This is a genomic window from Peribacillus deserti (assembly GCF_002863585.1).
GTDB classification, from domain to species: domain Bacteria; phylum Bacillota; class Bacilli; order Bacillales; family DSM-1321; genus Paraperibacillus; species Paraperibacillus deserti_A.
This window is the reverse complement of sequence record NZ_PGUY01000047.1, coordinates 18,362-34,768: the sequence shown is the minus strand read 5'-3', so window position 1 is coordinate 34,768 and position 16,407 is coordinate 18,362. Positions and strand designations below refer to the sequence as shown.

Genomic DNA, 16,407 nt, shown 5'->3' with positions numbered 1-16,407 from the left:
TAAAGTGGTCTGATGATTGAAGCATAACGCCCTGCATTCCGCGGCCGTTCGGGGAGCTCCTCCGGTGTTACCTGGGTCTCCCTGTCTTGTTCCAAAGGAGCCTCGCATGTGCGTTCCATTCACTTTCAACCATGGACCTTCACATAGTTACTTATTAATTATTTTAGATAATCTCTCCACCATTTCCGAAATACGCTGTTCCTTTAAACGATAGCTTGCCCGATTTGCAATCAGCCTTGAAGTGACCTCGGCAATTCTTTCAAACTCAACCAGTCCATTCTCTTTTAAGGTCTGCCCTGTAGAAACAATATCCACAATTCTTTCAGCCAGTCCGATTAACGGAGCAAGTTCAATGGAACCGTTAAGCTTAATGATTTCCACCTGCTCACCCTGCTCCCTGAAATAGTGGGATGCAACATTCGGATATTTCGTCGCAATTTTTGGTGCAGCCTCATTAATGGCCGAACCCAGAACTCCTGCTACCGCCAAATAACAATGGCTGATATGGAGGTCAAGCAGCTCATATACGTCCGGTTCCTCTTCAAGGAGAACATCCTTACCTGCAATCCCAATATCGGCAACCCCCTGCTCTACATAGGTCGCAACATCCATTGGCTTTGCCAGCATGAACCTCAGCTTTTCGTCTTCTAAATCTATAATCAGTTTTCTGGAATCTTCAAATTCCTGAGGAAGTGAATAACCAGCCTGCCTTAATAATTCCAGTGCCTCTTCAAAAATCCTCCCCTTCGGCATGGCCATAGTCAGCATTTCGTTCATGGCGTTTCATCCTTTCCGGGAGCTCCAATGAAATAATGTACCTCTGAATAGTTTTTTGTGAACGAATCCAGATCCCCTATTCCGTTAAGATCCTGCATAGCGATCCTGCTTCCGCCTGCCCTCCGCTCATTCACCAGCTTCAAGGCATCCTGCTTCCTTTCAGGTGTGAAAATGACACATTCTATTTCTGCTTGATCTTTAAGCGTCCCCATTGCTTCGATCAGACGATCGACCCGGAGGGCAAAACCAGTCGCAGGTGTATCTCTGCCGAACTTTTTCAATAGGGAATTATAACGGCCGCCATTCCCTACTGGAAAATTAACACCTTCTGCATATACTTCAAACACGATTCCGGAATAATAGCTGATCGTATTCATCAAGGTTAAATCAAGGCTTACATACTGCTCTGCTCCATACTCTTTTAACTGCTGCATGAGCTGGGCCAATTCATTCAGCTTTTCGGCACCCCGGTTATGTTCAAGAAGTGCTCCAGCTTTTTCTAAAATATTTTCTGTACCTTTTAAATCTAGGATATCAATTAATCTTTGTTTATCTATATTTGCTAGCGCAAGAGAGTTGATATGGTCTCTGTAGCCTACATAATTCCGTTCAATTAAATAATTTGAAAGCTGGCTCACGCGGTCTTCCCTGCCTAAAATATCGAGCATCAGCTGCTGGATAAATCCAATATGACCGATAGAAATCTGAAATTTTGTAAATCCTGCTTTTTTAAGAGAAGAAATTAATAAACTGATGATTTCAGAGTCAGCACTGATCGTTCCGTCCCCAATGGTTTCTATACCGATTTGTTCAAACTCTGCAGCTCTCCCGCCTTCCTTCTGCTGTGCACGGTAGACATTAGCTGAATAGGCAAGCCTGACTGGAACCTGCTGCTTTAATAGCTTTGAAGCGGCCACCCTTGCAATGGGAGCAGTCATATCCGGCCTTAAAACGACGGTATCACCCTGCTGGTCAAGAAGCTTGAACATCTGCTGATTTTGGATGGAGGAAGCTTCACCAATGGTTTCGTAGTATTCCAGTGCAGGTGTTTCGATAAACTGATAGCCCCAGGCTTCAAATTCGCCGGAAACGGCCAAGCGCAGGTTCTTTTTTCGTTCATATAATAACGGAAGAGAATCCCTCATTCCGAGCGGTTTCTCGAACATAAACGGCATAGGCAACTCAACACACATCCTCTATAAAATGATTCCTCATAAGGAGTTTTAAAATTTTCAAAATCCTTTAGTTTGCTAATGTACTAATAAATTAAAGTTACAAGTATTTTACTTCTGCTGTCCCTAATCGTCAAGAAAAAAGAACCCCCTTGGGAAATATTCGGGAAATGGGGGACAGTCCCCATGTTTAAGTGTAACCTTCCCTGGGTAATAACGTCTTAAACAATGTAGAGTTTATTCATGGACTTAATTTGAAGGAACAGATGATATGTGGTTAGAAAAATACGATTATATGGAGACTTGGTTATGAGTACAGAGCAGAAACAGGAGCTTTTTTTTGATATTTTAAAGAATGCTTATGAAACTTCGACAGCCCAGGGGGGTATTACGCTTCAGGAAATTATGGAGCGCCTGGAAGGGGATTTGACTGAACTGATCAAATGAGGCCTCAAACCGTCTGCGGCATTAAAATCATCGAAACAGCAAAAAAGGACTTGCGGCACCGCCTGCCGTCAAGTCCTTTTTGATTACTCTGATGCTTCCAGATCCATCCGTTCCCGGAGCTGCTCTTTTGTATAGATGATCTGCATGGGATTCCCGCCTGCAAACGCACCTGGAGGAACATCCTTATGCACTAATGTGCCTGCTGAAACGATTGCACCGTCTCCGATTGTTACGCCCGGCAAAATGGTCGTATTTGCGCCAACCATCACTTCGTCTCCTATGACCACTTCACCCAGCCTGTATTCCTTTATCAGATACTCATGCGCCAGAATGGTCGTATTATAGCCGATTACGGAATTACGGCCGACAGAAATCTTCTCAGGAAACATCACATCCAGCATCACCATCAGGGCAAAAGACGTCTGCTCGCCTATATCCATCCTTAAGAATGTGCGATACAGCCAATTTTTCACCGTTAGAAAAGGTGTATATCTGGCGGCCTGGATGACCAGGAAGTTCTTTACTACTTTCCAAAATGGCACCGTCTTATACACATGCCAGAGGGAATTCGCTCCCTCTACAGGATATCGGGTAGTCCGCCTCATTCGCTCTCCGCTGCCCCCACAATAGCCAGCAGCTCGCTCATATGCTCAAGAATATAATCCGGTTCGAATTGATCGAGATAGTTTCTCCCTTTAGCCGTCCAAGAAACACCAGCTGTTTTCGTCCCTGCGTTTTTCCCGCCAAGAATATCATGGTGGTTATCTCCCACCATGATTGCTTCCTGCGGCGTTGAATCCAATATTTTAAGAGCCTTCTGTAACGGTTCAGGATCCGGTTTTGCCCGTTCCACATCATCAAGGCCAATGATCACATCAAAGAACCGGTCAAGGCGCCCTACCTTCAGCCCCCTTAAAACGGTATCATGAAGCTTTGTTGAAACAATTGCCATTTTATAGCCGGCATGATGAAGGGCCTCTACCGTTTCATACACACCTTCGAATTCCTTCACAAGCTGGTCATGGTTAGCTAGATTAAATTCCCGGTATTTTGCTACCATCTCATGTGCCAATTCCTGATCCACACTGTAAAACGATTCGTAAAGCGGAGGTCCCATGAACGGGAGAACATCCTCCTCTTTATATTTATCAGGAAAGTAAAGATTCAGCGTATTTACAAAGGAAGCAATAATTAAATCATTTGTATTAATCAATGTTCCGTCTAAATCAAATAAGATTGTGGTGATATTAGATGTGCTCATAAGATGCTTCCTTTCTTAATTTGACCATTTCCGATCTCTTCCATAGGTATGATACAAGCATTGTCAAAATAAAGGCCGTAATCACCCTGATTAGGAAAAGGGGCCACACAGGAATTCCGAGTGGAATGAATATGACCGTATCCTCCACAAAAGCATGGCAGGCAACCAGAAAAATAAAGGCGAGAGTGGCATCCCTTTTGCTGACGCCGTCTTCCTGCACAGCCTGTATCATAACTCCTGCCCCATAAGCCAGGCCGAGGATAAGCCCGGTGGCCATCGTCATGGAGGCGTTCTTATTCATCCCAAGAACCTTCATCATCGGGCCCAGTGCCTCAGACACCTTTTCAAGCCACTTCAGTTCTTTTAAAATTTGAATGATAACCATTAATGGTATCACGATGATTGCCAGCTTTAAAATACCCATCAAGGCCGTCTCCATACCATTCATCAGAATGGGCAGAGCACCGGAAACATCGCCGCCCCTTGATTTCAGCGACCCGTATTGCGCAAGCTCGCCGCCTCCATGCCAGAACAGATTGATCATAATGGCCGAGGCCAGCGCCAAGCCAATCCTGACAGACAGGATGATCCATAGCTTAACCCCTACTTTGAGGGCTACACCTGTCTCGATCAAGAGATTGTGGCAGAATGAAAGCATAACAGCTAGAATGAATACTTCTTTTACCGTTAAATCGAGTGATAATATGCCCCCTATCGCTGCATAAAGGTTCAGGAAATTTCCCAAAACGAGCGGAATGGAAGCTTCACCCGGCAGTCCCAGCACCTTCATGAAGGGCGAGATCCCTTTAACGATCCAGTCAAGCACTGGAGTGTATTGAAGAATCGAAACAAGTAAGGTGACAGGAAATATCACTTTCCCAAGTGTCCACGTCGTCTTTAAGCCAGCCAGCAGTCCCCTTTTAAACATACCAAGAAACAACACTCTTCCCCCCTGTAAGTCATAGCCGGTTCAAAAAACCTTTATCCCCTGCCCTCTTTTTATAGATCCGCGAGATCCGGCCATTTTTTATGCATCCTTATAGTGTTTAACTGCCTGGCCGCTCACCCGGCGGTAAATGATTACAGCCAGCGCTATGACAATTAGTGACAGTGACAATACCTGTGCAATGCGCAGGTAATCTGTAAGCATTAGACTATCTGTTCTTAATCCTTCAATAAAAAAGCGGCCGATAGAATACCAGATCACATATGTCAAGAAAAGCTCTCCTCGACGGAGGTTGACTCTTCTTAAGAACAGCAGCAGAATAAACCCGGCTAAATTCCATAGTGATTCATATAAGAAGGTCGGGTGATAGTAAGCGCCGTTTATGTACATCTGGTTTACGATGAAATCCGGAAGATGCAGGCCTTCTAAATAGCTTCGGCTCACTTCCCCGCCATGCGCCTCCTGGTTGATGAAGTTTCCCCATCTGCCGATCGCCTGGCCAAGGATGATGCTAGGCGCTGCTATATCAGCCACTTTCCAGAATGAAATCTTCTTTATTTTTGTAAAAATATACGCGGTCAGCACAGATCCGATAAGGGCTCCATGAATGGCTATCCCTCCTTCCCAAACCTTAATGATCGAGCCGGGATTCTTGGAATAATACTCCCATTCAAACAATACATAATAAATCCTCGCACAAATGATGGCAGCCGGCACAGCAAATAAGATCAAATCCAGGAAGGTATCCTTAGAAAGCCCCCGCCTTTCAGATTCTCTCATCGCCAGGAGCAGGCCTAAAAGAACTCCAGTCCCGATAATGATTCCATACCAATGGACTGAAAGCGGACCAAGCTCAAAAGCGATCTTGCTGATCGGCTCAATTGAATTCTCCATTCACATTTCCCTCTCTATCTATCATTACTATTCTTTATACTTCGTCGTGGTGATCACTTTCCATGATGACGTCGGCCAGCTTGCTCGTAAACTGCTGAGCAGCATTATAACCCATGCGCTTTAAACGGAAGTTCATGGCCGCCACCTCGATGATGACCGCTAGATTCCGTCCCGGACGAACCGGCACGATCAGCTTAGTAAGATCGGTATCAAGGATTCTAATCTTTTCTTCATCTAAACCCAGCCGGTCATACTGCTTCGTTTTTTCCCATAGCTCCAGGTTAATCACAAGCGATATTCTCTTGTAATTCCGGACAGCGCCTGCACCAAATAATGTCATTACATTGATGATGCCAAGTCCTCTGATTTCCAATAAATTCTGAAGAAGCTCGGGCGAGTTGCCAACTAGTGTTTCCTCATCCTCCTGCCGGATTTCTACACAGTCATCTGCCACAAGACGATGTCCCCGTTTCACTAGTTCAAGCGCTGTTTCACTTTTACCCACACCGCTTTTGCCAGTTATTAAAACACCTACACCGTAAATATCGATCAGCACTCCATGAACTGCAGTTGTAGGGGCAAGTTTAAATTCCAGGTAATTGGTCAGCCTGCTAAAAAGCCGTGTCGTTTTGGATGAAGCACGCAGAACTGGAACCGATTCACGTTCTGAAGCCTCGATCAGATATTCAGGGATTTCCTGGCCTCTAGTGACAATGATACAGGGAGTCAAATCACTGCATAAGGAAGACATTCTCTGCCTCTGCTCGGGCATGCTCAGCTTGTCGTAAAACTCCATCTCCGTCATGCCGAGGAGCTGCACCCTTTCTGCTGGATAATAATCGAAAAAGCCGGCCATTTCTAATCCCGGCCTTGATAAATCACTTGTTACAATCGGCCGGTTAATTCCCTCTTCACCGCTTATCAACTCAAGGTTAAATTTTTCAATAATATCTTTAGTTCGTACCTTTGCCAAATAATTTCCTCCTTCTGGAGACACTTTAAGATGTATCATATTTTTATTGCCATTTATTTTTTATATTGTAGCATTTTTTTCGCTGAAAACCTATTTCGTATAAAGAAAACCAAATGACCATTTATGGCTGTCAGCCAAAGGTACAGCTTTCTGAATATAGGAATACTGACAGGTTCATTTTCACAATTTGAAGGAAGGTAATCTGAAAAGTACCCTAGAATCCTTTTTAAGGTACAATAAGAAAGGAATTAAACGGCAGCGATTGCCGCAGGAGGTACGATGAATGAACTCAATTCTCATAACTAATGCCGATATTTATCTTGAAGAAGGAGTTTTACACAAAGGCTACGTGCTGATTGAAGACGGAAAAATTGCAGAAGCTGGGCAAGATCCCTCTCACATCCGTACAGATGGGATTACGGTTGTTGAAGCAGAGACCGGTTCGAAGCTTATCCCAGGTTTTATAGACATACATATTCACGGAGCGGCCGGGGCAGATACGATGGACGGTACACCGGAAGCCATACATACGATCGCTTCAGTCCTGCCAGCTGAAGGAACAACAAGTTTCCTCGCTACGACTATCACTCAGGGAGTGAAAGAGATAGAAGCGGCGGTCATCAATGCTGGCAAATACCGTATGGAAAAATCCCAGCCTGGTGAAGCGGAAGTTTTAGGCATCCACCTGGAGGGACCCTTTATCAATCCTTCCAAAAAAGGGGCACAGCCAGAAAAGCACATTATCGCCCCCGATATAGAGCTGTTCAAAAAGTGGCAGGCAGCGTCCGGTGATAGCATCAGGCTTGTGACGGTAGCCCCCGAGCAGCCGGAGGGACTGCCCTTTATTTCCTATTTACATGAAACAGGGGTCGTCGCCTCTATGGGACATACCGATGCATCTTATGAACAGATGGAAGCTGCAGTTAAGGCTGGGGCACGGCAGGTAACTCATTTATTCAACGGCATGCGTGGACTTCATCATCGCGAGCCAGGAGTTGCCGGCGCAGCCCTATTAATGAAGGATCTAAAAGCTGAAGTCATTGCTGATGGGCATCATGTACGGCCGGAAATGATTCAGCTTGCCGTTAATGCCAAGGGAAGTGAGGGTATAATATTGATAACCGATGCTATGCGCGCGAAATGCATGCGCGCTGGCACCTACGATCTTGGCGGTCAGGAAGTTACCGTAGAGAACGGACAGGCACTGCTTGAAGATGGAACACTCGCCGGAAGCATTTTAAAAATGTTTGACAGTGTAAAGAATATGATGGAATTTACGGATTTGGAACTAAAGGATGTGATCCGCCTTGCTTCTGAAAATCCAGCGAAACAGTTAGGTGTGTTTGATCGGAAAGGAAGCATTGCAAGAGGGAAAGATGCTGACCTGGTCCTCCTAAATCCAGATATCCAAATTGCCGCAACTTACTGCCGCGGCGTTTCCGGATATGCTCTAAAATGAATGTTACGGTCTTACAATATAAATAAGAGGTGAAAAACATTGAATATTCACGTCATAAAAGCAGAAAGCTTTGAGGAAATGAGCCGCATTGCAGCTAATAAAGTAATGAATCTAGTAAAAGAAAAACCCTCTGCCGTCCTGGGACTTGCCACAGGAAGCACACCTGTTGGACTTTATCGGGAGTTAATACAGGATCACCGCCAAAATGGCACCAGCTATCAAGATGTACGTACGGTGAATCTGGATGAATATGTTGGTCTGGAACCAAGCAGCCACAACAGCTACGCAAGTTTTATGCGTGACATGTTTTTCAGCCATATTGATATAGCAGAACAAAATACCCATATTCCGAATGGGAAAGCTGGCAGCCTGGAAGAAGAATGCCAGCGATATGACAAACTGATTGAAGGACTGGGCGGTGTAGACTTACAGGTTTTAGGTATTGGCCGCAACGGGCACATCGGATTTAATGAACCGGGAACGTCGTTTGAATCGACCGTACATGTCGTACAGCTCGACCAAAGCACTAGAGAAGCCAATTCCAGGTTTTTCGACAGCATTGACAGTGTTCCAAGGGAAGCAATCACGATGGGAATCGCCAGTATTTTAAAAAGCAAGGAGATCCTGCTTCTTGCTTCCGGAGCATCCAAGGCAGAAGCCATTAAACAGCTTTTTGAAGATTCCGTAAGCGAACAATTCCCCGCTTCCGCTTTAAAGACTCACCACAACGTTACCCTTATCGCTGACCAGGATGCCCTGCAGCTTACTGGTAACATAGTTTAAACTGGATTCTAATGTTAGAAATACCCAGGCTGTCGAGAACGTCTCGGCAGCCTTCTTGCTGTGCTGCTTTAAAACGAGCCCTGCCAATACACAGAAGATTTACGCTGGGCGAATCAGCATATTCCTCAAAAGAAAAGCATAAAGGCAGCTGGATAAGCATAAAGCACTATACTTAAGCATTGGAGGAAGAGAGATCAGCATAAACGTTGAAAACATAAGCATAAAACCTATAAAAGTAAGCATAAACCTGCCGAAGATAAGCATATTTCCCTTAGAGTTAAGCATAAGCCATGAGGAATTAAACTGCTTCCTTTTCTTTTGGAGGAAAACCTCCTCCAAAACGCATATTTCCAGGAGCCAGGAACTAAAGTGATAAAAAAGGGAACCAAAGTGTAGTTCATCTCCCCCCAAATAGCGGTTTTTCAATAAAAATGGACCGCAATTCTCTCCCTGTATACAGGCGTGAGGGTTCAACAGGCATGGAATAAACTTTTACTACAAGCTTTTAGTATAAGGCTGTTTTCGTAAACTTTGATTGTTATTGTACAAGGGGGTTGATTGGAACGTGAGGATGCTCGCGGACCTTAGGGGCGGGCTGCTTGAGCCTCCTCGGCTTCGCCTGTGGGGTCTCACCTGATCGAAAAGCGGAGGACGGTCTTTTCAAGAAAAGATCCATCCAAAAGCAGAATGATGATCTTTTTAATTAGAGGCAAGACGCTAAAAGAAAAGCAGAACCTGATAAAGAAGACTTGCTGATTGGCAAGCGACAGCGAAGACAGAAGCTTAGTCGCCCTTACCACGCTTGAATGGCCACGTCCTGTGGCCCCGCCTGGCTCGCACATCCTGTGCATCGTGCGTTAGCCCGGCATAAGACTAGCGGCAGTAAAAGGCCGATTTTGCCTTTTAATGGCGATTGGCTAGACCCGCGGTGTCAGTCCGGAGCTGGACAATACCCGCTACTCCCGCACAGAAAAGCGGAAAGCGGTGCCTGCCCAACATATAAATATTAAACGCTCAGTGATAATCCCAATTGATATAAAATTCTAAACAATTTGGCAGGCAGAGACCCGATAAAGAAGACTTGCTGATTGGCGAACGACAGTGAAGACAGAAGCTTAGTCGCACTTACCACGCTTGAACGGCCACGTCCTGTGGCCCCGCCTGGCTCGCACATCATGTGCATCGTGCGTCAGCCAAGCATAAGACGAGCCGGCTGTGGGGAGTGCTTTTCTCCCCATAGACGGATTGGCTTATGACTCGAGGGTCTAAAGCCTTGAGCTGGATCAAGGAGTCTCGCACCTTACATCCAATCAACTGTTTAACAATAGAATAGATTCACAAACTTAGTAAAAAACAACAATCTTTTAGAAAAGAGCCTAGAATCATTACGTAACTCTATATTTGAAACGGTTTCCCTAGTATGGCAGATTCACGTTCCTAAGGAACCAGGCAACGTTCTCCCCAAGCCAGGGATATCTTAATCCTTTTTTCTGTAAACTGACTCCTTTTTCGACAAAACTTCATATATTAATAATGGACAAGTCATTCCTAAAGATGGGAGTTTTGCATATGAAATTCATGCTCGATGCCGGGCATGGCTATAACACACCCGGCAAACGAAGCCCTGATGGTTTTAAAGAATACGAATTTAACCGTGCTGTCGCCAGTTATGCCAAAGAAAGTCTTCTGACCTATCAGAATGTAACCGTCTATTTTGCCCATTCTGATAAAAATGATGTGCCGCTTAAACAGCGTACCGATTTTGCAAATTCACTGGGCGTTGATGTATATGTATCCATACATGCAAATGCAGCCGGAAATGGAACAGCTTGGGTGGATGCAGAAGGTATTGAAACATATATTCACACCTCAAAGCCTAAAGAATCCCTTGCATTGGCAAAAAAAGTACAAGCCAGCCTGATCAACAAAACCGGTGTGAAGGACCGGGGAGTTAAAACAGCTGATTTCCACGTACTCCGGGAAAGCAGCATGACCGCCATCTTAATCGAATGCGGCTTTATGACCAGCCGAAGGGACATCAAATTGCTTCGTTCAGATTATTACAGAAAGGCCTGTGCAGAGGCAATCGTTAAGGCCTTAGCCCAGCAATACGGCCTGAAGGCCAAACCAAAACCAGCTCCTGCTAAACCCCCTGCGGCAAAACCAGCTCCTGCCATGCCTGCTCCAGCTGAACCAGCAACTCCCCCTTCGAAGCCTTCGGAAGATCTTCATAAGGTCCAGGTCGGAGCCTTTAGTGACAGGAAAAATGCAGAAGAACTCGTTAAACAATTAAAAAAAGCAGGATTCGACGCTTCTATTCTTTAGCGCTTTCTTAAACTTATCCCGGAAAATCTTTCTTCCGGGATTTTTTGTGATCTTTTGCAGAGAGGTTATATTCCGAATTATTCGGAACCCTAGGACAGCCGCACGATATGCACCTCTTTTCCTTGTCTTATTTAGAAACAAAAAATAGCGCTGACAGTAATGCCAGCGCCATTCCTTTACTTTCGTTTCTCTTCTTTCAGCAGGCTATTGATGATAATATTCAAAAGGGCCATTACCAGCGCAGCAACTACTGCAGTGCCAAAGCCCGCAATCTCAAAAGCTTCTCCCATAAGGCCATCGGTCAGCATCAATGTTACAGCATTAATGACAAGGATGAACAGCCCCAGGGTGAGGATTGTAACCGGTAGAGTAAGCAATATCAAGATTGGACGGACAATCATATTCAGCAGTGATAAAAGCAGACTCGCTCCTAAGGCAGCCCCCAACCCTGATAGGTAAATGCCATGCAGATAATTTGCCAGCAGGATAAATATGATGGCATTAAGAACCAGCTTAAGCAGCCATTTCAAAACTGATCCCCCTCATTTGGGAGAATGAACATGAAAATTAAATATACGAAAGCCAGTGTAAACCCTGTGGAGATAAGGGCTATAATGAAAACTAACCGCAGAAGAGTAGTGTTGATCCCGAAGGACTGCGCTAATCCTCCAAGCACCCCTCCTACTTTCCGGTTGGTTTTCGATCTTATTAATTTTTTTCTCAACTGTTTATACCCCTTTCAAACACTATGCCTCCAAGACATCCCTGTTTACAGAAATAGATCCGGACATAGTTTCTCCCGACACCAAAATTTTCTTCTGAGATTGATGGTCCGCTTTGAAACGCAGGCTTTTTTTGCCGACATCACTTTTTTCCTCGACTACATCTATTCCTCCGAGATTTATGTTAAAGCCTCCCAGGTTTGTTTTCAGATCCCCATCAATCGCGGCACCAGCGGGAAGAAAAAGATCTATACTGCCTGTCACCGCTTTTGCCCGGATGCTTTCACATTCTTTATTATCTATTCTGCACTCAATATGACCATTGAAGGAATGTACATCCGCTCGTTCGTAAGATCCGCTTACCGTGATGGGTCCGTTAATCGTTTCTGCCTCCACGGATTGGAAATGTGATCTCTCCAGCGTAATATGCCCATTTGCTGTTTCAAATTCAGCTTCTTTTCCCCTTAACTCAGCTAATATGATTTTTCCATTGGCGGTTTTCGCATTTATTTTTTGTACCTGCAGCTTTTCTCCCAGGGCAGAACCATTAAACATCCTGATTTTGATCTTTTTATAATTCCGGTCAGGTACGAAGACCTTTGCTGCAACTTTCATCCACTTCTGCCCATTGCTGAAATGAAAGACCCCACTCTCCACTTGAAAAATCGTTTCTTTCATAAATTCACGTACTGCTTCTAAATCATCCTTCACCCGGTATACCTTTACTTTGCACTCGGCCCGGACTTCCTGGCTGGCCCAGGGGATTAATTCGATTGTGCCGTTCGATACATCGGTGATGATCTCAGTAAAGTCAGGATCCGGAATCTGGAAGATATGCTCTATCTCTCTAAACGTACCAAAATTCAAGTCCAAATCCACATCTTTAATTTTTGATAAGGCTGTATCCACAAAATCAAAGAGCTTATCCTTTGCCACCAGTACCTTTTGGTTGAATGTCTCCTCTTTCAATGGCTTTCCGGCTGACTGATGGGATGAAGCCGCTGGAGAAAGCTCATTAATCATATCTTTCTGCTTGGCCGCCACCTGTGCATCTGCTTTTTCAAGCTGTTCTAATAATGTAAGAGCTTCCGCAGCAGTCAGTTTCCCTTGTTCAATCATTTCAAGGATACGTATTCTTTCTTCCTTCACCGAGATCCCTCCTCAAATTACACTATTACTTTAATACTTTGATTCCTTTAACAATATTCCAAATCAATACAATAAAGCATAGTAAACCATACAGACCCACTCCTAAGAATGAAAAAATAGGCAGGCCTCCGCCTGTAAAATCACCGACCGCTCCTAAAATGATGAACAGTATCCCGAGAAACGGAATCAAATGGGAAACCAAAGCCTTTTTGGAATGTTCTTTAACAAAATAGTCATCGGAAACAAAATATAAAATGATAGGCAGTAAGAAAGGGGCGAAAAATATACTAAAGTAACTTAGGGAAGCTAATATCTTATTTGTATCCATTTGTCATTCTCCTCTAATTCTTGTGATTAATCCCGGACACTCCAATAGGCATGATCTCGGATGCGATTTAATTGTTGTTAATTATTACGTTATGGCTTACGAAAAAGTTTCATGCAGAGCATGAAGTTAGATCATATATTTCGACATAACGATGTGACATGCTTTTTAAGCTTTTTTTCAAGATTTCCCCGGAAATAAACCCTCTTTTCATTTCCTATCAAACGTTTGATTAATTTTTCTTTCGACTCTTTGTGAGTAAAAACACAAAAAAGCAAGCCTTTTCGGCTTGCTTAAGTGTTTGCATGAAGTTTTTCTTTTTCCTCAATCAGCTTTTCCATCCGCTGACGGTCACGTTCAAGAATTGGACGCAAATACTTACCCGTATAAGATTCTTTTACTTCTGCAATTTGTTCCGGGGTTCCCGAAGAAAGGATGGTCCCTCCCTTATCTCCGCCCTCTGGACCCAGGTCGACGATATAATCTGCGGCTTTAATGACATCCAGATTATGTTCGATCACTAATACAGTATCACCGTTATCAACCAGTCTTTGCAGGACAACAAGCAGACGTGCAATATCATCCACATGAAGTCCAGTTGTCGGCTCATCCAGGATATAGAAGGAACGGCCCGTAGATCGGCGGTGGAGCTCGGAAGCAAGCTTAACCCTCTGCGCCTCTCCTTCTGATAATGTTGTTGCTGGCTGGCCTAATTTAACATAGCCAAGCCCTACATCAAAAATGGTCTGCAGTTTGCGGCTGATTTTCGGAATGTTTTCAAAGAAGCTAAGAGAATCTTCTACGGTCATATCCAGCACATCTGCGATATTTTTGCCCTTATATTTTACTTCTAGGGTTTCACGGTTATATCGTTTGCCATGACAGACTTCACACGGAACATAGACATCAGGCAGGAAATGCATTTCAATCTTGATAATACCATCACCGCGGCAGGCCTCACAGCGGCCTCCTTTTACGTTAAAGCTGAATCTTCCTTTTTTATATCCGCGGACTTTTGCTTCATTTGTAGAAGCAAACACGTCACGGATATCATCGAATACACCTGTATAAGTGGCCGGGTTTGATCTTGGTGTCCGGCCTATAGGGGATTGATCAATATCAATTACTTTATCAAGATAATCAATTCCCTTTATCTCTTTATGTTCTCCCGGCCTGCTTTTAGCTTTATGAAGCTTCTTAGCCAGTGCTTTGTGAAGGATTTCATTGATTAAAGTACTTTTTCCGGACCCTGAAACACCGGTTACGGAAATAAAGGTTCCTAGCGGGAACTTAGCATTAACGTTTTTTAAGTTGTTTTCTTTTGCACCTTTAACCTCAATATAGCGTCCATCCGGTTTTCTTCTTTCTAGAGGGAGAGGTATGAACTTTTTCCCTGAAAGGTACTGACCGGTTAAGGAATTCGAGTCGTTCATCACTTCCTCAGGAGTTCCAGCAGATACGATGTTCCCTCCATGTACTCCAGCCCCTGGACCGACATCAATCAAATAATCGGCTGCAAACATGGTATCTTCGTCATGTTCAACCACAATAAGGGTATTTCCAATATCCCTCATGTTCTGCAGAGTCCCGATCAGCCTGTCATTATCCCGCTGATGGAGGCCGATGGAAGGCTCATCTAATATATAGAGAACCCCTGTCAGACGGGAACCAATCTGGGTAGCCAGCCTGATCCGCTGCGCTTCACCGCCAGAAAGTGTTCCGGCAGCACGGCTTAATGTAAGATATTCAAGGCCTACATTTGCAAGGAACCCGAGTCTTTCATTTATTTCACGCAATATTAATCTGGCTATCTGAGTTTCTTTCTCGGTCAGTTCAAGATTCTCGAAAAAATCCAATGACTCTTCAATCGATTTCTTTGTGACTTCTCCAATATGCTTTCCCTGTATAAGGACGGCTAGTGTTTCTTTCTTCAGACGATACCCTTTACATGTTGGGCAGTCATGCTGAGCCATATACTTTTCCATCTGCTCTCGGATATAATCAGAACTTGTTTCCTTATATCGCCGTTCGACGTTTTTAATAACACCTTCGAATTTAATATAATTCTCCCTTACCTGTCCAAAATCATTTTCGTACCGGAAATAGATTTTGTCAGCCGCCGAGCCATACAAAATTTTGTCGAGCTGGTGTGAAGGCAGATCTTTCACTGGTACATCCAGGTCGATTCCATAGTGGTTGGCAACGGCCTCAAGCAGCTGTGGATAATACTGGGAGCTGGTTGGTTCCCACGGAGCAATCGCATGATTTCTCAGCGTCAAATCCTTAATCGGGATAACGAGCTCCTTATCCACTTCAAGCTTAGAACCCAGCCCATCACAGTCTGGGCAAGCCCCAAAAGGACTGTTGAATGAAAACATACGCGGCTCTAACTCGCTTATGGAAAAGCCACAGATTGGACATGCATGATGCTCACTGAAGAGAAGCTCCTCCTCCCCAATGACATCCACAACTACCTTCCCATCCCCAAGCTTCAGAGCACTTTCCAATGAATCCGCCAGACGGCCTTGTATTCCGTCCTTTACGACGATCCGGTCAACAATGACTTCAATCGAATGTTTTTTATTTTTCTCAAGTTCGATTTCGTCGCCGACATCATACATTTCTCCGTCCACTCTTACACGGACGTATCCCTGCTTTTTTATATCCTCGAGAACTTTGACATGGGTTCCTTTACGCCCAGAAATAACTGGTGCCAGAACTTGCATCTTAGTCCGTTCAGGATACTGCAGAACTCTATCGACCATCTGTTCAATGGTCTGGGAGCTGATTTCTATATTGTGGATGGGACAGGTCGGCCTGCCCACCCGTGCAAACAAAAGACGCAGATAATCGTAAATCTCCGTCACAGTACCTACTGTGGAACGGGGATTACGGCTGGTCGTTTTTTGGTCAATTGAAATAGCTGGAGAAAGGCCCTCAATCGCATCGACATCAGGCTTATCCATCTGCCCTAAAAATTGGCGGGCGTAGGCAGAGAGGGACTCAACATATCTCCTCTGCCCTTCCGCATAAATCGTATCAAAGGCCAGAGATGATTTCCCAGACCCTGATAACCCAGTCAGCACAACAAGTTTGTCTCTCGGAATGGTGACGTCAATGTTTTTTAAATTGTGGGCTCTGGCTCCTTTTACAACTATTTTATCCATAGCCATA

General features: G+C 44.5%; 16 protein-coding genes. 4 read left to right on the top strand and 12 right to left on the bottom strand.

All coding sequences use genetic code 11. The annotated features are described in order from the left end of the window. Positions 1 to 147 precede the first annotated feature (147 nt). Positions 148 to 777 (bottom strand): ATP phosphoribosyltransferase, encoded by a 630-nt coding sequence (hisG, locus tag CUU66_RS15325; protein ID WP_101643676.1) that lies wholly within the window; start codon positions 775 to 777, stop codon positions 148 to 150. Next, positions 774 to 1,952 carry an ATP phosphoribosyltransferase regulatory subunit gene (locus CUU66_RS15320; protein WP_308302509.1) on the bottom strand — a complete coding sequence of 393 codons (1,179 nt, stop codon included), beginning with the start codon at positions 1,950 to 1,952 and terminating at the stop codon, positions 774 to 776. The genes hisG and CUU66_RS15320 overlap by 4 nt, the downstream gene beginning before the upstream one ends. A 306-nt stretch (positions 1,953 to 2,258) precedes the next feature. Between CUU66_RS15320 and CUU66_RS24265 the strand changes: the two genes are divergently transcribed. Beyond that, on the top strand, positions 2,259 to 2,396 hold the full coding sequence (locus tag CUU66_RS24265; RefSeq protein WP_180955303.1) for a hypothetical protein: 138 nt from the start codon (positions 2,259 to 2,261) through the stop codon (positions 2,394 to 2,396). A gap of 83 nt (positions 2,397 to 2,479) precedes the next feature. Here CUU66_RS24265 and CUU66_RS15315 read toward each other — a convergent pair whose 3' ends face one another. The 5 genes from CUU66_RS15315 to hprK form a co-directional block, all read right to left on the bottom strand. Then, a complete protein-coding gene (locus tag CUU66_RS15315; protein ID WP_101643670.1) occupies positions 2,480 to 3,001 on the bottom strand; it encodes an acyltransferase in 522 nt (173 codons plus the stop codon). Further along, positions 2,998 to 3,657, bottom strand: coding sequence for a pyrophosphatase PpaX (gene ppaX / locus CUU66_RS15310; protein WP_101643668.1), 660 nt, complete (start codon positions 3,655 to 3,657; stop codon positions 2,998 to 3,000). Before ppaX ends, CUU66_RS15315 begins: the two co-directional genes overlap by 4 nt. Continuing rightward, positions 3,644 to 4,597 (bottom strand): nucleoside recognition domain-containing protein, encoded by a 954-nt coding sequence (locus tag CUU66_RS15305; protein WP_374703004.1) that lies wholly within the window; start codon positions 4,595 to 4,597, stop codon positions 3,644 to 3,646. Before CUU66_RS15305 ends, ppaX begins: the two co-directional genes overlap by 14 nt. Before the next feature lie 87 nt (positions 4,598 to 4,684). Then, a complete protein-coding gene (lgt, locus tag CUU66_RS15300) occupies positions 4,685 to 5,497 on the bottom strand; it encodes a prolipoprotein diacylglyceryl transferase (protein WP_101643666.1) in 813 nt (270 codons plus the stop codon). A 34-nt stretch (positions 5,498 to 5,531) separates the two neighbouring features. Beyond that, the gene (gene hprK, locus CUU66_RS15295; RefSeq protein ID WP_101643664.1) at positions 5,532 to 6,470 is read right to left on the bottom strand and encodes an HPr(Ser) kinase/phosphatase; all 939 of its coding nucleotides are present in this window, start codon (positions 6,468 to 6,470) and stop codon (positions 5,532 to 5,534) included. Positions 6,471 to 6,753: 283 nt separating this feature from the next. Between hprK and nagA the strand changes: the two genes are divergently transcribed. The 3 genes from nagA to CUU66_RS15275 all read left to right on the top strand — a co-directional run bounded on the left by nagA (position 6,754) and on the right by CUU66_RS15275 (position 11,037). Then, on the top strand, positions 6,754 to 7,929 hold the full coding sequence (gene nagA / locus CUU66_RS15290; RefSeq protein WP_101643661.1) for an N-acetylglucosamine-6-phosphate deacetylase: 1,176 nt from the start codon (positions 6,754 to 6,756) through the stop codon (positions 7,927 to 7,929). 45 nt (positions 7,930 to 7,974) lie between these two features. Continuing rightward, positions 7,975 to 8,712 carry a glucosamine-6-phosphate deaminase gene (nagB, locus tag CUU66_RS15285; protein WP_101643777.1) on the top strand — a complete coding sequence of 246 codons (738 nt, stop codon included), beginning with the start codon at positions 7,975 to 7,977 and terminating at the stop codon, positions 8,710 to 8,712. Positions 8,713 to 10,281: 1,569 nt separating this feature from the next. Continuing rightward, positions 10,282 to 11,037: an N-acetylmuramoyl-L-alanine amidase gene (locus CUU66_RS15275; protein ID WP_101643655.1), complete on the top strand. Its 756-nt coding sequence runs from the start codon at positions 10,282 to 10,284 to the stop codon at positions 11,035 to 11,037. A 176-nt stretch (positions 11,038 to 11,213) separates the two neighbouring features. On the opposite strand, the gene CUU66_RS15270 is transcribed toward CUU66_RS15275, so the two are convergent. From CUU66_RS15270 to uvrA, 5 genes are all read right to left on the bottom strand, one after another. Further along, entirely contained in the window at positions 11,214 to 11,567 is a 354-nt protein-coding gene (locus CUU66_RS15270) for a phage holin family protein (protein WP_101643653.1), read from the bottom strand. Continuing rightward, positions 11,564 to 11,761 carry a PspC domain-containing protein gene (locus CUU66_RS15265; RefSeq protein ID WP_101643650.1) on the bottom strand — a complete coding sequence of 66 codons (198 nt, stop codon included), beginning with the start codon at positions 11,759 to 11,761 and terminating at the stop codon, positions 11,564 to 11,566. The genes CUU66_RS15270 and CUU66_RS15265 overlap by 4 nt, the downstream gene beginning before the upstream one ends. Before the next feature lie 22 nt (positions 11,762 to 11,783). Further along, entirely contained in the window at positions 11,784 to 12,908 is a 1,125-nt protein-coding gene (locus CUU66_RS15260) for a DUF4097 family beta strand repeat-containing protein (RefSeq protein WP_101643647.1), read from the bottom strand. 25 nt (positions 12,909 to 12,933) lie between these two features. Continuing rightward, positions 12,934 to 13,236 (bottom strand): DUF4870 domain-containing protein, encoded by a 303-nt coding sequence (locus CUU66_RS15255; protein ID WP_101643645.1) that lies wholly within the window; start codon positions 13,234 to 13,236, stop codon positions 12,934 to 12,936. 290 nt (positions 13,237 to 13,526) lie between these two features. Further along, positions 13,527 to 16,406, bottom strand: a complete 2,880-nt coding sequence (gene uvrA / locus CUU66_RS15250; RefSeq protein WP_101643643.1) for an excinuclease ABC subunit UvrA — start codon at positions 16,404 to 16,406, stop codon at positions 13,527 to 13,529. Between the last annotated feature and the right edge of the window lies 1 nt (position 16,407).

Excerpts from the sequence above, each read along its gene's own strand:
- hisG (WP_101643676.1), bottom strand. The coding sequence starts at position 777 with ATGAACGAAATGCTGACTATGGCCATGCCGAAGGGGAGGATTTTTGAA.
- lgt (WP_101643666.1), bottom strand. The coding sequence starts at position 5,497 with ATGGAGAATTCAATTGAGCCGATCAGCAAGATCGCTTTTGAGCTTGGT.
- ppaX (WP_101643668.1), bottom strand. The coding sequence starts at position 3,657 with ATGAGCACATCTAATATCACCACAATCTTATTTGATTTAGACGGAACA.
- CUU66_RS15275 (WP_101643655.1), top strand. The coding sequence starts at position 10,282 with ATGAAATTCATGCTCGATGCCGGGCATGGCTATAACACACCCGGCAAA.
- CUU66_RS15320 (WP_308302509.1), bottom strand. The coding sequence starts at position 1,952 with ATGCCGTTTATGTTCGAGAAACCGCTCGGAATGAGGGATTCTCTTCCG.
- CUU66_RS15315 (WP_101643670.1), bottom strand. The coding sequence starts at position 3,001 with ATGAGGCGGACTACCCGATATCCTGTAGAGGGAGCGAATTCCCTCTGG.
- uvrA (WP_101643643.1), bottom strand. The coding sequence starts at position 16,406 with ATGGCTATGGATAAAATAGTTGTAAAAGGAGCCAGAGCCCACAATTTA.
- nagA (WP_101643661.1), top strand. The coding sequence starts at position 6,754 with ATGAACTCAATTCTCATAACTAATGCCGATATTTATCTTGAAGAAGGA.
- CUU66_RS15255 (WP_101643645.1), bottom strand. The coding sequence starts at position 13,236 with ATGGATACAAATAAGATATTAGCTTCCCTAAGTTACTTTAGTATATTT.
- CUU66_RS24265 (WP_180955303.1), top strand. The coding sequence starts at position 2,259 with ATGAGTACAGAGCAGAAACAGGAGCTTTTTTTTGATATTTTAAAGAAT.